The sequence below is a fragment of the Streptomyces sp. TRD_SC_5 genome, assembly GCF_056836825.1.
In genome coordinates, this window is sequence record NZ_JBWZZS010000001.1 from 2,669,738 (window position 1) to 2,683,077 (window position 13,340).

Here is a 13,340-nt window from a genome sequence, read left to right on the forward strand (position 1 = left end):
TTACCCGGGTCCCGGCGCGCACCAGCAGAGGACCCCGCGTCGTCGACGGTCACCTACCGCCTCCTGCCCGTTCCCTGCGCACTGCCTTGTGTCCTGCCGATCGTCTGTCCCGCCGATCCGTCGCGGATCGCCTCAACGATACGACAGGTGTGCCCTAGCTCACTCCCCTGTACCGTGCGTCTCCTCTGTACTCACCCCCGGCCTGAGGTGTACGACGTCACCCGCTCCCACCGGCTGCTGAACCCCCTCGGCCGTCGCCAGCACCAGCCGTCCGTGGCCGTCGATCGCCACCGCCTCGCCGGTCACCGACCGCCCGCCGGGCAGCTCCGCCCGCACCGTACGGCCGAGCGTGGCGCATCCCGCGGCGTACGCCTCCTGGAGGCGGCAGGCCGCCGGATCGCCGCCGGCCGCACGCCACTCGCCGTACCACTGGCCGAGCGAACGCAGCACCGATCGCAGCAGCGGATCGCGGTCCGTCGACACGGCTCCCGCGAGCGCCAGCGATCCCGCGCCGGGGATCGGCAGCTCCTTCTCGGTCAGCGTGACGTTGATGCCGATGCCGACGACGACGCCGTCCGCCGCCCGCTCGGCGAGGATGCCGCCGGCCTTGCGTTCCTCGCCTCCGACGGTGACCAGCAGGTCGTTGGGCCACTTGAGTGCCGTGTCGACCCCGGCGGACCGGGACAGCGCGCTCGCCACGGAGACTCCGGCGAGCAGCGGCAGCCAGCCCCACTTGTCGACCGGCACCTCGGTGGGCTTCAGCAGCACGGAGAAGAAGAGCCCGGAGCGCGCGGGCGCCGACCAGCGGCGGTCGAGGCGTCCGCGGCCCTCGGTCTGCTCCTCGGCGACGAGTACCGCGCCCTCCGGCAGGTCTTCCGCGCGCCCGGCGAGGTCGGTATTGGTGGATCCGACCGAGGGCACGACGTCCAGGGACGTCCACAGGCCGCCCTCGCGCACCAGTGCGCGGCGCAGAGCGGTCGCGCTGAGCGGCGGCCGGTCGAGGTCGGACCAGCGGTCGTCTGAAGCATCGGGAGGCGTCATGCAACCCAGCGTAGGTGTGGCAAACGACGCACTGCCGAGCGGCACACGCGCCGCTACGCTACGTGCCAGTAGCCGTCCGCTGACCAGGCAGGGAGCCGCATCCCGATGTCCGAGCCCGAGACAGACATTCACACCACCGCGGGCAAGATCGCGGATTTGCAGCGACGTATCGACGAAGCCACGCACGCGGGCTCCGAGCGCGCGGTCGAAAAGCAGCACGCCAAGGGCAAGCTGACGGCCCGTGAGCGGATCGACCTGCTCATGGACGAGGGGTCGTTCGTCGAGCTCGACGAGTTCGCCCGGCACCGCTCGACGAACTTCGGCATCGAGAAGAACCGCCCGTACGGCGACGGCGTCGTGACGGGGTACGGAACCGTCGACGGGCGCCCCGTCTGCGTGTACTCGCAGGACTTCACCATCTTCGGCGGGTCGCTCGGCGAGGTCTACGGCGAGAAGATCGTCAAGGTCATGGACTTCGCGCTGAAGACCGGCTGCCCGGTCGTCGGCATCAACGACGGCGGCGGCGCGCGCATCCAGGAGGGTGTCGTCGCGCTCGGCCTGTTCGCCGAGATCTTCCGCCGCAACGTCCACGCGTCGGGCGTCGTACCGCAGATCTCGCTGATCGTCGGCCCGTGCGCGGGCGGCGCGGTGTACTCGCCCGCGATCACCGACTTCACGGTGATGGTCGACCAGACCTCGCACATGTTCATCACGGGCCCCGACGTCATCAAGACGGTCACCGGCGAGGACGTCGGCTTCGAGGAGCTCGGCGGCGCGCGCACGCACAACACCACCTCGGGTGTCGCACACCACATGGCGGGCGACGAGAAGGACGCGATCGAGTACGTCAAGTCGCTGCTCTCGTACCTCCCTTCGAACAACCTCAGCGAGCCGCCGGCCTTCCCCGAGGAGGCGGACCTGGAGACGTCCGACGAGGACCGCGAGCTGGACGTCCTGATCCCGGACAGCGCCAATCAGCCGTACGACATGCACACCGCCATCGAGCACGTGCTGGACGACGGCGAGTTCCTGGAGACACAGGCGCTCTTCGCGCCGAACATCGTCACCGGCTTCGGGCGCGTCGAGGGCCACCCGGTCGGCATCGTCGCCAACCAGCCGATGCAGTTCGCGGGCTGTCTGGACATCAACGCCTCCGAGAAGGCGGCGCGTTTCGTCCGCACGTGTGACGCCTTCAACGTGCCGGTGCTGACGTTCGTGGACGTGCCGGGCTTCCTGCCGGGCGTGGACCAGGAGTACGGCGGCATCATCCGGCGCGGCGCCAAGCTGATCTACGCGTACGCGGAGGCGACGGTCCCGCTGATCACCGTCATCACGCGCAAGGCCTTCGGCGGTGCGTACGACGTCATGGGCTCGAAGCACCTGGGCGCGGACCTCAACCTGGCGTGGCCGACCGCGCAGATCGCGGTGATGGGCGCGCAGGGCGCGGTGAACATCCTGCACCGCCGCACGATCGCGGCCGCCGAGGACCCGGAGGCGACCCGCGCCGAGCTGATCGCGGACTATGAGGACGCGCTGCTGAATCCTTACGTCGCCGCCGAGCGCGGGTACGTGGACGCCGTGATCATGCCGTCGGAGACGCGCCGCCACATCGTGCGCGGGCTGCGTCAGCTGCGTACGAAGCGGGAATCTCTCCCCCCGAAGAAGCACGGCAACATCCCGCTCTAGGAAGGCCGCTGACGATGATCAAGGTCGTACGGGGCAACCCGACACCTGAGGAGCTGGCCGCCGCACTCGCGGTGGTCCAGGCACGCGCCGCGGCGGCGGCCGGCTCGCCGTCCGGCGCGGAGGAACCGCCGACCGGCTGGTCGGACCCGGCCAGGGTGGCGCGGCACCGGCTGCCGCGACCGGGGCCGACGGCCTGGGGCCGGACGTACTGGCCCGGCTGACCGGAGAAAAGTGAAGGCCGGACCCGCTCGGGTCCGGCCTTCACTGCTGTCACTCAGAGGACTGCGGCGACGGTCTTCGCCATCAGCCGGTAGCCGGCGTCGTTGGGGTGCAGCGCGTCCCCGTAGTCGTACGCCGGGTTGAGGCGGTCGGCGTCGGTCGGGTCGGCGAGCGCCTTGTCGAAGTCGGCGTACGCGTCGAACTCGCCCGATGTACGGATCCAGTGGTTGACCTCGTCGCTGGCCCGAGCCGCGTGCTCGCCCCAGTGGTCGGAGCCCTTGAGCGGCAGGAGGGTCGAACCGACGATCCGCAGGCCCTTGGCGTGCGCGGTGCGGATCAGCTTGCGGTAGCCGGCGATGAGTTCGGCGGAGGAGACGACGGGGGACGGCTTGTAGGTGGGCTGGTCCTTCGCCTCGCTGAAGCCGATGTCGTTGAGTCCTTCGAGTACGACGACGGTGGAGACGCCGGGCTGGCCGAGGGCGTCGCGGCCGAAGCGGGCGGTGGCGCGTTCCCCGTACCAGGCGGAGTCGTTGAGGACGAGGTTGCCGCCGATGCCCTGGTTGACGACGGGGCGGCCGGTGCGCTCGGCGAGGGCGTCGGAGTAGCGGCGGTCGGCGTTCGGGGTCGAGCCGAAGCTGTCGGTGATGGAGTCGCCGAAGAGGACGATGCCGTCCTTCTTGCGGGGCTTCGCGGGCTCGTCCCCGCCGACCTCGACGCCGGAGAGGTAGTACCAGGACTGGGTCTTGTCGGTGAACGCGGCACCGGACGCGTCGGCGCGGTGGTCGCCGTGGGCGCGGTACGTGTCCGCCCAGGCCTGGGAGTGGAAGGTGGCGGGCCCGGTGGTGCCGGCGAGGTAGAGGGTGACTGTGACGGATTCCAGCCGGTCCAGGGGCAGCGGGGCGGCGTCACTGCGCAGCTCGCCGCGTGCGGGGATCTCGACGGACCGCTTGCCGGAGAAGGTGAGGTGGCGGATGCTGCCGGGCTCGACGGCGGCGCCCTTCCCCTTGGCCGTACGGGCGATCGTGGCGCCTGTGATGCTGAGCGGTGAGGTTCCGTACGCGTTGGAGAGGCGGATACGGGCCTGCTCGCCGGCGCCGGTGACCCGGACCACCTGGCGAACGGTCTGGCGGGAGAAGCCCTCCTGGGACCAGTTGGGAGTGAAGCCGGTGCTGGGGAGCTGCGGGGAGGCGCCCCAGGCGGCGGTCCAGCGGCCGGCGGGCTGCGCCGAGGACGACGGCTGCGCGGCGCCGAGGAGCCCGAGAGCGAGTGCGGAGGCGACGACGGGGGCGGCGATGCGGCGGACGAACTTGAAGTTCATGACACAGCCCTTTCCCTAATGGGAAGTGAGTTCCGTTAAGATGCGAGGACCGTACCAGACTCGGAGCGCCTAATGGAACAGAATTCCCGTTTGGAAGCCGCCTCGCTCACGCCGGGGTCCGTGCGCCCCGGCGGACGGACCGCCAAGGTCCGCGCCGCTGTGCTCGGAGCGACGCAAGAGGCGCTGGTGGAGGGGGGCTTCCACGGGCTGAACATGGACCGGGTCGCGGCGCGCGCGGGCGTCGGCAAGACGACGGTCTACCGCCGCTGGGGCTCGGCGGCCGGTCTCGTCGCCGACCTGCTGCGCGACATGGCCGAGCAGTCGGTGCCCGCCGCGGACACCGGCTCGCTGGAGGAGGACCTGCTGGCCAACGCCCGTCTCGTACGCCAGGCCCTCACCGACCCCCGCATGGGCCCGGTGTTCCAGGCGGTCATCGCGGCGGCGGCGTGCGACGAGGAGTGCGCGACGGCGCTGCACGGCTTCTACGCGACGCGCATCCAGGAGTGGGCGCCGTGCGTGGCGCGGGCGGCGGACCGGGGCGAGGTCCCGGCCGGGACGGACGCGGGTGAGGTGGTCCGGGCGGTGTCCGCCCCGCTCTACTACCGCTTCGCGGTGAGCCGGGAGCCGCTGGGCGAGGCGGACGCGGTGCGGGCGGCGGTGGTGGCGGTGACCGCCGCGAAGGCCGGATCGTTCACCCGGAATTAGTCCATTGGTACTGGCACGCCTGAGTACACGTACTCAGGCGCCGGAGCCATTTCGGTCGCAGGATCGAAGGCATGCTGTGGTCCGACCCGGAGAACGAACCTCCGAAAGAGCTGCGCGAGACGCAGGCGATGCTCCGGCGCATGGGCGTACTGCTCGCGCTCGCGATGGTGCTGGCGATGTTCGTACTGGGCGTCCACTGACCGGCCAGGACGAGCCTCCACCCATGCAGGTGGCACGCTGCGCCCATGAAGAAGACGACGGTGTAACTCCCCGAGGATCTGAAGCTTCGGCTGGACGCAGAATCGGCAACGGTCGGCTGCTCACCCCTGAGGCGATGGACGGCGTTGACCACTGCCACCGATCGCGGCATCAACTGACGAGGCGGGACCACCGAAGCCCCCAACCCGCTCCTCCCGCCAGCGGGGCGGGTGGGTAACCGCGCGCCGCGGCGGGCCCACCGCCCAGGCGAAGCCGGCCCCCGCCGCCTCGTACGATGAACCGCATGACTGATCCGCGCCGCCGCCTCGTCCTCGCCTCCGCCTCGCCCGCCCGCCTCGGGCTCCTGCGCCAGGCCGGGCTCGCTCCCGAGGTGGTCGTCAGTGGCGTCGACGAGGACGCGATCACCGCGCCCACACCGGGCGAGCTGGCGCTCGTACTCGCCGAGGCCAAGGCCGCCTCCGTCGCCGCCCGCCCCGAGGCCGCCGACGCCCTCGTCATCGGCTGCGACTCCGTACTGGAGCTGGACGGCCAGGCGCTCGGCAAGCCCGCCGACGCCGAGGACGCCACCGCCCGCTGGAAGTCCATGCGGGGCCGCTCCGGCATCCTCCAGACCGGGCACTGCGTGATCGACACCGCCACCGGCCGCCGCGCCTCCGCGACCGCGTCCACCACGGTCCGCTTCGGCGAACCGACCGACGCCGAGATCGCCGCGTACGTCGCGACCGGCGAACCCCTCCACGTCGCCGGCGCCTTCACCCTCGACGGCCGCTCGGCCCCGTTCATCGAGGGCATCGACGGCGACCCCGGCAACGTCATCGGCCTCTCGCTGCCGCTGCTGCGCCGCCTCCTCGCCGACCTCGGTACGCCGATCACCGCCCTCTGGGCCTGACCTCCCCCACGACCTCGCCCAGCGCCGCGACGCCCTCGCCGATCCCGCCCGGCGGCGTCGCGGCGTAACCGAGCACAAGACCGGGGCTTCCGGCGCGCTGTCTGTGCCACGACAGCGGCTGTACCTTCACGCCGCGCGCGAGCGCCGCCGCCGCCACGTCGGTGTCGGCGAACCGCGCGCCGGCGAAGGTGATCATCAGGTGCAGCCCCGCCGCCGCACCGTGCACCACCGCTCCCGGCAGATGCTCCCCGATCGCCGCGATCATCGCGTCCCGGCGCCGCCGGTGCCGCCTGCGCAGAAGCCGCAAGTGGCGTTCCATCTCGCCCGATTCCATCAGCCGCGCAAGCACCAGCTGCGACAGCACCGCGTTGCCGAGGTCGGCGAACCGCTTGGCGTCCACCAACGCGTCCCGGTACTTCGGCGGCGCCAGCATCCACCCCACCCTCAGCGCGGGCGCGAGCAGCTTGGACACGCTCCCGGCGTAACAGACGTGTTCCGCGAGCACCGACCGCAGCGCGGGCACCGGAGGCCGGTCGTAGCGGTGCTCGGCGTCGTAGTCGTCCTCGACGATCAGCCCGCCCTCGCCCGCCCACCGCATCAGCTCCCTCCGTCGTACGCCGCCGAGCACCACCCCGGTCGGAAACTGATGCGCCGGGGTGAGCAGAACCGCCCTGGCACCGGTGGCGCGCAGTTCGTCGACCCGTACCCCCTCGGCGTCCACCGCGACCGGTGGCGTCTCCAACTGCCGGTTGTGCAAGTGCTGGCGGGCCCCGAGCGACCCCGGGTCCTCCACCGCGATCGCGGAGATCCCGTCGTCCCGGAGCACCTGCGCCAGCAGCCCGAGTCCCTGGGCAGTGCCCGATGTGATGAGGACCTCGCCCGCGTCCACCCTGATCCCCCGGTTGCGAGCGAGCCAGTTCGCCACCGCGAGACGCAACTCCCGCGCGCCGCGCGGATCTCCGTACCCGAGATCGGACGCCGACAGATCTTTCAGTACGGCGCGCTCCGCGCGCAGCCACGCCGCTCGCGGGAACGCGGCCAGATCGGGCACACCGGGCGACAGATCGATGCGCGCCGGTACCGCACGCAGCGCGTCGAAGACGTCCGCCCCGGGCGGCGTTACGCCGAACACCGCCCCGGCGGGCAAACGCACAGCCGGAACAGGCGCGGGAACAGGCTCGGCGGCGACCGGCGCCGCCACGACCACCGTCCCGCCCCTCCCCCGCCCCGCGACATGCCCGTCCTCGGTCAGGCGCTGGTAGGCCTCCGTCACCACACCACGCGACACCCGCAGTTCGGCCGCGAGCACCCGAGTGGCCGGCAAGCGGCTCCCCACCGGGAGGCTGCCGTCCGATATCGCCGCCCTGAGGCGGCGCGCCAGCCAGTCCGACAGCCCGCCGACCGGCGCCTCGTCCGGGTTCAGCTGAAGGAAGTCCGACCCTGAGGAGACCGTTATGGACCGGTCGCAGGCGCGGTCAATGGACCTGTTCATCAGGCCATTGTGACGCCAGGGTGAGGGCATGAGCACCGAGTTCTTACTGACATCGCTGATTGTCGTCGCCACACCCGGCACCGGCGTGCTTTACACCATGGCGGCCGGCCTTTCGCGCGGCGCCCGCGCGAGTTTCGTCGCCGCCGTCGGATGCACGCTCGGCATCATTCCGCACATGGTGGCGGCGATCACGGGTCTCGCGGCGCTGCTCAACACCAGCGCGACGGCGTTCCAGATTCTCAAGTACCTGGGCGTCGCCTATCTCCTCTATATGGCGTGGAGCACGCTGCGGGACAAGAACGCCCTCATGGCGGAGAAGGACGCCGAACCCCGGTCGGCGACGAAAGTCATCACATCCGGAATCCTCATCAATATCCTCAACCCGAAACTCACGATTTTCTTCTTCGCGTTCCTGCCCCAGTTCGTGAGCGCGGGTGAGCCGAACGCGCTGCTGCACATGGCCGAGTTGAGCGCCGTATTCATGCTGCTCACGTTCCTGGTCTTCGCCGCGTACGGAAGGTTCGCCGCCGCGATGCGGCGTCATGTCCTCTCACGCCCCCGTGTCCTGACCTGGACGCGCAGGGTCTTCGCGGGCGCGTTCGCCACCCTCGGCGCCCGGCTCGCGTTCCTCTGATTCCTGAACCACGAAAGCAGACTTGATGTTTTTCCAGCACGCGAGCGACATCTGGCACGACTTCCCCGAGCTGGTCCCCGGGGTCGTCCGCGCCGAAGGAATCACCAAGGACGCCGTCGTCGACCGTACGCTCGCGAAGTACAACGCGATCGCCGGTTCCCGGCTCGCTCTCGCCACGGAAGGAGAGCTGCCCGAGATCCGGGCATGGCGGCGCGCCTTTTCGAGGATGGGGCACAAGCCGACCCAGTACCGCTGCGCCTCGGAATCGCTCCTGCGGCGGTTCAGGAAGGAGAGTTCGCTCCCCCGCATTCATCCGTTGATCGATGTCTGCAATGCCGTCTCACTCGCGTTCGCGATCCCGGTGGGCGTATTCGACGTTTCCGAGATCTCCGGAGATCTGGAAGTGCGTTACGCGACCGGAGACGAGAAGTACGTGACGTTCTCCGGCGAGACGGAGAATCCCGCCCCCGGTGAGGTGATCTTCGCGGACGTCGCCGGCCAGGCGCACGCCCGGCGCTGGACCAACCGGCAGAGCGGCGCTTCCGCCGTCCGCGACACGACGAGCAGCGTCCTGATCATCGCGGAGGCGATGCACGAGTCCGCTCCGGAAGACATGCGCCGCCTCACCGCCGCACTCGCCGAAGAGCTGAGCGGCCTGTGGTCCGTGACCTCGGCGTCGTCCGCGATCCTGAGCCCGGCCTCACCGCGCTTCGCGTGCTGAAACGACGGCACCCGCCCCGTCAGGCCGGCGCCGGAGTCCCGTTCTCCGGCGGTCCGGCCGGCGGAGCGTCCACGGGGCCGGGAAGGCCGCCCCGCTCTTCCCGCTTCCCGTACGCGATGATCGACAGCACGATCAGGCCGAACGCGGCCATCAGCACCACGAACGCGGCCCAGCCGACCAGCCCGACGCACAGCGCCCCGAGCACCCCGTGCACCACCGCGCACGCGATCAGCAGGATCCGGCCGATGCGGCCCGGCGCCAGGTCCGACAGTGCGGCGCGCAGCAGGATGACGCCGCACACCACCAGGTAGAGACCGAAGCCGCCGCCCATCAGATACGTCGACGTGGACATCAGGCCGGAGTCGAGACCCGCGAGGGACATCGACTGGCTGTTGACGACCTTGCCGAGGATCCAGTGGATGAACACGATCCCGACGGCTTCGACGAACAGCACGGCCGCGGCCGCGGCTGCTATCGGTCTGCGCGCCACGGCGCCCACCCTCTTCCGGCTGTTACCCCTAGTACGTACGCGTCGCCCCAAACGCTACTAACGGGTAATCCTCCGTACAAGGGGTCGGGCGCGGCCGGTCCCAGGGCAAAGAATGATTCGGCCGTTCGTAGGGACTCGACAAAGAAAGCTGCCGCGCGGCTGACCGCCCGGACAGAGACCTGCGCCACACCTGAGGGCTACTGTGCGGTGAGGGAACCCGTCGTACCGTGGTGCGACAAGGGAATTCGCGACTCGCGCGAGCCTCGCATCACGCTCCGTGTGGGCAAGCTCACCATTGGGGATGGGTCGTAGGTCCGTGTCGGCAGTCCCTAAACTCAGCTTGTTTCAAGGAGGGAGCCAATCGTGCGCAAGGTGCTCATCGCCAACCGAGGCGAAATCGCTGTCCGCGTTGCTCGGGCCTGCCGGGATGCCGGAATCGCGAGCGTAGCCGTCTACGCCGATCCGGACCGGGACGCATTGCACGTCCGCGCGGCCGACGAGGCGTTCGCTCTGGGCGGTGACACCCCGGCCGCCAGTTACCTGGACATGGCCAAGGTGCTCCAGGCCGCCAAGGATTCGGGGGCGGATGCCGTTCACCCCGGCTACGGCTTCCTTTCCGAGAACGCCGAGTTCGCCCAGGCCGTACTCGACGCGGACCTGACCTGGATCGGCCCGCCGCCGCAGGCCATCCGTGACCTCGGCGACAAGGTGGCCGCCCGGCACATCGCGCAGCGCGCGGGTGCCCCGCTCGTCGCCGGTACGCCGGACCCGGTCTCGGGCGCCGACGAGGTCGTCGCGTTCGCCGAGCAGAACGGTCTGCCGATCGCCATCAAGGCGGCGTTCGGCGGTGGCGGCCGCGGTCTGAAGGTCGCTCGTACGCTCGAAGAGGTCCCGGAGCTGTACGACTCCGCCGTCCGCGAGGCCGTCGCGGCCTTCGGTCGCGGCGAGTGCTTCGTCGAGCGCTACCTCGACAAGCCGCGTCACGTCGAGACGCAGTGCCTGGCCGACGCCCACGGCAATGTCGTGGTCGTCTCCACTCGTGACTGCTCGCTGCAGCGCCGCCACCAGAAGCTGGTGGAGGAGGCCCCGGCGCCGTTCCTGAGCGAGGCCCAGAACGCGGAGCTGTACCGCGCGTCGAAGGCCATCCTCAAGGAGGCCGGTTACGTCGGTGCCGGCACCGTCGAGTTCCTCGTCGGCGTCGACGGCACGATCTCCTTCCTGGAGGTCAACACCCGTCTCCAGGTCGAGCACCCGGTCTCCGAAGAGGTCACCGGCATCGACCTGGTCCGCGAGATGTTCCGCATCGCCGACGGCGAGGAGCTGGGGTACGACGACCCGGCCGTGCGCGGCCACTCCATCGAGTTCCGCATCAACGGCGAGGACCCGGGCCGCGGCTTCCTCCCGGCCCCCGGCACGGTGACCGCGTTCGCACCGCCGTCCGGCCCCGGTGTCCGCCTCGACGCGGGCGTCGAGACCGGGTCGGTCATCGGCCCGGCGTGGGACTCCCTGCTCGCCAAGCTGATCGTCACGGGCGCCTCGCGTGAGCAGGCGCTGCAGCGTGCCGCGCGTGCGCTCGCGGAGTTCAACGTCGAGGGCATGGCCACGGCCATCCCCTTCCACCGCGCGGTCGTCGCGGACCCGGCGTTCACGTCCGACCCCTTCAGGGTCCACACGCGCTGGATCGAGACGGAATTCGTCAACGAGATCCCGGCCTTCACCGTGCCGGGCGCGGAGGCGGACGAGGACGAGTCCGGTCGGGAGACCATCGTCGTCGAGGTCGGCGGCAAGCGCCTGGAGGTCTCGCTGCCCTCCTCGCTGGGCATGTCCCTGGCCCGCACCGGCCTGGCCGCGGGCGCCAAGCCCAAGCGCCGTGCCGCGAAGAAGTCCGGCCCGGCCGCCTCCGGCGACACTCTGGCCTCGCCCATGCAGGGCACGATCGTCAAGGTCGCGGTCGAGGAGGGCCAGGAGGTCAAGGAGGGCGACCTCGTCGTCGTCCTGGAAGCCATGAAGATGGAGCAGCCGCTGAACGCGCACCGCTCCGGCACCGTCAAGGGCCTGGCCGCCGAAGTCGGCGCGTCCGTCACCTCCGGCGCCGTCATCTGCGAGATCAAGGACTGACGTCCGGCCGCGGACAAGCCGTACCCGAGCTGAGGGGCCCCGCCGAAACCGGCGGGGCCCCTCAGCTCGCAATGGCATCCTGGAGACTGGAGCAGCAGAAGGGCGACCCCATGGCGACGACCGGACCACAGATGCCGAAGGCGTCGGCGGCCGCGTCGGCGGCTGTACGGCCCATGCGTGCCGACGCCCGGCGCAATTACGAGCGCGTGCTGGCCGAGGCCCGTACCGCCTTCGCCCAGCACGGCACCGATGCCTCACTCGAAGACGTCGCGCGCCGCGCCGGGGTGGGCATCGGCACGCTCTACCGGCACTTCCCCACCCGGCACGCCCTGATGAGCGCCGTCTTCGAGGGCGCCGTCGACGAACTCCTCGCGCACTCACGCGAACTGGCCGACAGCGACGCGCCCTGCTCGGCGCTCGTCACCTGGCTGCGCGACATCGTCACTCATGCGGGTGAGTACCGGGGGCTCGCCCGCGAGCTCATGTCGGCCTCGCGCGACAAGAGTTCGGCCCTTGCGCGATGCAGTACGCCGATGAACGCGGCGGGCGAGCTGCTGCTCGTACGGGCTCAGGAGAGCGGTTCCGTCCGGCCGGACGTGTCGATCGGCGACCTGATGCAGCTGACGAACGCCATCGCGCTGGCCGCCGAACAGGCGCCGGACGACCCGGAGTTGGCCGACCGTCTGCTGACGCTGACGCTGAAGGGCCTGCGGGCCGAGACAGCGGCGTAACGGCCGGCCTCAGCGGCGGCGCAGATCGGCGACGCGCGCCCGTTCACGCTCTGCGGGGCCCGACTGCTGTTCCGCCAGAGATCCGGCGCTGCGCAATTGTGCACCGGGTCCGCCCGGGTGCGTACGCCGCTGGCCGGGCAGGGGCATGTCCCGACGGGGCTGGCGCCCCGGCGGGACGCCGTCGCCCCCGGAGCCCGCCGCACCGGGCCCCGCGACGGCGATCTGCACGCCCTGGTCCGCCAGGGCCTGCAGCTCGGTCGCCGCACGGTCGTCGTGCTGCGGCGGCTCGTCGGTGACCAGGCGCGTGATCACGTCCGTCGGCACCGTCTGGAACATGGTGTCGGTGCCGAGCTTGGTGTGGTCCGCGAGGACCACCACCTCGGCGGCGGCCTGCACCAACGCCCTGTCGACGCTCGCCGACAGCATGTTGGACGTGGACAGGCCGCGCTCCGCGGTCAGTCCGCTGCCGGAGAGGAACGCCCGCGAGACCCGCAGCCCTTGGAGCGACTGCTCGGCCCCGCTGCCGACCAGCGCGTAGTTCGACCCACGCAGCGTGCCGCCGGTCATGACGACCTCGACGCGGTTGGCGTGCGCCAACGCCTGGGCCACCAGCAGGGAGTTGGTGACGACGGTCAGCCCGGGCACCCGGGCGAGCCGTCTGGCCAGCTCCTGTGTGGTCGTCCCGGCGCCGACGACGATGGCTTCGCCCTCTTCGACGAGTCCCGCGGCGAGATCGGCGATGGCCGTCTTCTCCGCGGTCGCGAGATGGGATTTCTGCGGAAAGCCGGACTCCCGCGTGAAACCGCCCGGCAGTACCGCACCGCCGTGCCGGCGGTCGAGGAGTCCTTCTGCCTCCAGTGCCCGCACGTCCCGCCGTACGGTCACTTCGGAGGTCTGGACGACGCGGGCGAGCTCACGGAGCGATACAGCCCCGTTGGCGCGCACCATTTCGAGGATCAATTGACGACGTTCTGCAGCGAACACGAAACTGACAGTAACCCCAGCGGCCGATACTTTTCAGCAGTTTGCGCCGAATAAGAGAAGTTGTGCCCAAACTGGGGCGCGGAGTGGTATAGG

The 13,340-nt window shown here is 70.7% G+C and carries 14 protein-coding genes; 9 read left to right on the top strand and 5 right to left on the bottom strand.

What is annotated here, in order from left to right; translation table 11 throughout:
* Positions 1-159 precede the first annotated feature (159 nt).
* On the bottom strand, positions 160-1,041 hold the full coding sequence (locus AC1P0E_RS12250) for a biotin--[acetyl-CoA-carboxylase] ligase (RefSeq protein ID WP_482742210.1): 882 nt from the start codon (positions 1,039-1,041) through the stop codon (positions 160-162).
* Positions 1,042-1,146: 105 nt separating this feature from the next.
* Between AC1P0E_RS12250 and AC1P0E_RS12255 the strand changes: the two genes are divergently transcribed.
* Both AC1P0E_RS12255 and AC1P0E_RS12260 read left to right on the top strand, forming a co-directional pair.
* Complete coding sequence (locus AC1P0E_RS12255; RefSeq protein ID WP_482742211.1) at positions 1,147-2,727, top strand: acyl-CoA carboxylase subunit beta; 1,581 nt, start codon at positions 1,147-1,149, stop codon at positions 2,725-2,727.
* 14 nt (positions 2,728-2,741) lie between these two features.
* Positions 2,742-2,948 (top strand): acyl-CoA carboxylase epsilon subunit, encoded by a 207-nt coding sequence (locus AC1P0E_RS12260; protein WP_482742212.1) that lies wholly within the window; start codon positions 2,742-2,744, stop codon positions 2,946-2,948.
* Positions 2,949-3,001: 53 nt separating this feature from the next.
* Here the strand turns inward: AC1P0E_RS12260 and AC1P0E_RS12265 are convergent, their stop codons facing one another.
* Positions 3,002-4,264, bottom strand: a complete 1,263-nt coding sequence (locus AC1P0E_RS12265) for an SGNH/GDSL hydrolase family protein (RefSeq protein ID WP_482742213.1) — start codon at positions 4,262-4,264, stop codon at positions 3,002-3,004.
* A 72-nt stretch (positions 4,265-4,336) separates the two neighbouring features.
* On the opposite strand from AC1P0E_RS12265, the gene AC1P0E_RS12270 reads away from it, so the two are divergent.
* The 3 genes from AC1P0E_RS12270 (at position 4,337) to AC1P0E_RS12280 (ending at position 6,077) form a co-directional block, all read left to right on the top strand.
* On the top strand, positions 4,337-4,969 hold the full coding sequence (locus tag AC1P0E_RS12270; protein WP_482742214.1) for a TetR/AcrR family transcriptional regulator: 633 nt from the start codon (positions 4,337-4,339) through the stop codon (positions 4,967-4,969).
* A gap of 71 nt (positions 4,970-5,040) precedes the next feature.
* Positions 5,041-5,169: a morphogenic membrane protein MmpB gene (mmpB, locus tag AC1P0E_RS12275; RefSeq protein WP_279637882.1), complete on the top strand. Its 129-nt coding sequence runs from the start codon at positions 5,041-5,043 to the stop codon at positions 5,167-5,169.
* 302 nt (positions 5,170-5,471) lie between these two features.
* Positions 5,472-6,077, top strand: coding sequence for a Maf family protein (locus tag AC1P0E_RS12280; protein WP_482742215.1), 606 nt, complete (start codon positions 5,472-5,474; stop codon positions 6,075-6,077).
* Here the strand turns inward: AC1P0E_RS12280 and pdxR are convergent.
* On the bottom strand, positions 6,058-7,569 hold the full coding sequence (pdxR, locus tag AC1P0E_RS12285) for a MocR-like pyridoxine biosynthesis transcription factor PdxR (protein WP_482742216.1): 1,512 nt from the start codon (positions 7,567-7,569) through the stop codon (positions 6,058-6,060). The two genes, AC1P0E_RS12280 and pdxR, sit on opposite strands and share 20 nt — an antisense overlap.
* A 28-nt stretch (positions 7,570-7,597) precedes the next feature.
* Here pdxR and AC1P0E_RS12290 point away from each other — a divergent pair, with 28 nt between their 5' ends.
* Together AC1P0E_RS12290 and AC1P0E_RS12295 are read left to right on the top strand one after the other, a co-directional pair.
* Positions 7,598-8,203 carry a LysE family translocator gene (locus AC1P0E_RS12290; protein ID WP_482742217.1) on the top strand — a complete coding sequence of 202 codons (606 nt, stop codon included), beginning with the start codon at positions 7,598-7,600 and terminating at the stop codon, positions 8,201-8,203.
* Positions 8,204-8,228: 25 nt separating this feature from the next.
* Positions 8,229-8,924, top strand: coding sequence for a B3/B4 domain-containing protein (locus AC1P0E_RS12295; RefSeq protein ID WP_482742218.1), 696 nt, complete (start codon positions 8,229-8,231; stop codon positions 8,922-8,924).
* Positions 8,925-8,943: 19 nt separating this feature from the next.
* Here the strand turns inward: AC1P0E_RS12295 and AC1P0E_RS12300 are convergent, their stop codons facing one another.
* Positions 8,944-9,414, bottom strand: coding sequence for a hypothetical protein (locus AC1P0E_RS12300; protein ID WP_482742219.1), 471 nt, complete (start codon positions 9,412-9,414; stop codon positions 8,944-8,946).
* A gap of 363 nt (positions 9,415-9,777) precedes the next feature.
* Between AC1P0E_RS12300 and AC1P0E_RS12305 the strand changes: the two genes are divergently transcribed.
* Positions 9,778-11,532, top strand: a complete 1,755-nt coding sequence (locus AC1P0E_RS12305) for an acetyl/propionyl/methylcrotonyl-CoA carboxylase subunit alpha (RefSeq protein WP_482742220.1) — start codon at positions 9,778-9,780, stop codon at positions 11,530-11,532.
* Positions 11,533-11,705: 173 nt separating this feature from the next.
* Positions 11,706-12,263 (top strand): TetR/AcrR family transcriptional regulator, encoded by a 558-nt coding sequence (locus tag AC1P0E_RS12310; RefSeq protein WP_482745733.1) that lies wholly within the window; start codon positions 11,706-11,708, stop codon positions 12,261-12,263.
* 9 nt (positions 12,264-12,272) lie between these two features.
* Here the strand turns inward: AC1P0E_RS12310 and AC1P0E_RS12315 are convergent, their stop codons facing one another.
* Entirely contained in the window at positions 12,273-13,247 is a 975-nt protein-coding gene (locus tag AC1P0E_RS12315) for a DeoR/GlpR family DNA-binding transcription regulator (protein ID WP_482742221.1), read from the bottom strand.
* Positions 13,248-13,340 lie beyond the last annotated feature (93 nt).

Bases quoted from the DNA above. Each gene is read 5' to 3' on its own strand.
- AC1P0E_RS12250 (WP_482742210.1), bottom strand. From the start codon at position 1,041: ATGACGCCTCCCGATGCTTCAGACGACCGCTGGTCCGACCTCGACCGG.
- AC1P0E_RS12295 (WP_482742218.1), top strand. From the start codon at position 8,229: ATGTTTTTCCAGCACGCGAGCGACATCTGGCACGACTTCCCCGAGCTG.
- mmpB (WP_279637882.1), top strand. From the start codon at position 5,041: ATGCTGTGGTCCGACCCGGAGAACGAACCTCCGAAAGAGCTGCGCGAG.
- AC1P0E_RS12290 (WP_482742217.1), top strand. From the start codon at position 7,598: ATGAGCACCGAGTTCTTACTGACATCGCTGATTGTCGTCGCCACACCC.
- AC1P0E_RS12260 (WP_482742212.1), top strand. From the start codon at position 2,742: ATGATCAAGGTCGTACGGGGCAACCCGACACCTGAGGAGCTGGCCGCC.
- AC1P0E_RS12280 (WP_482742215.1), top strand. From the start codon at position 5,472: ATGACTGATCCGCGCCGCCGCCTCGTCCTCGCCTCCGCCTCGCCCGCC.
- AC1P0E_RS12255 (WP_482742211.1), top strand. From the start codon at position 1,147: ATGTCCGAGCCCGAGACAGACATTCACACCACCGCGGGCAAGATCGCG.
- AC1P0E_RS12265 (WP_482742213.1), bottom strand. From the start codon at position 4,264: ATGAACTTCAAGTTCGTCCGCCGCATCGCCGCCCCCGTCGTCGCCTCC.
- AC1P0E_RS12270 (WP_482742214.1), top strand. From the start codon at position 4,337: ATGGAACAGAATTCCCGTTTGGAAGCCGCCTCGCTCACGCCGGGGTCC.
- pdxR (WP_482742216.1), bottom strand. From the start codon at position 7,569: ATGAACAGGTCCATTGACCGCGCCTGCGACCGGTCCATAACGGTCTCC.
- AC1P0E_RS12310 (WP_482745733.1), top strand. From the start codon at position 11,706: ATGCGTGCCGACGCCCGGCGCAATTACGAGCGCGTGCTGGCCGAGGCC.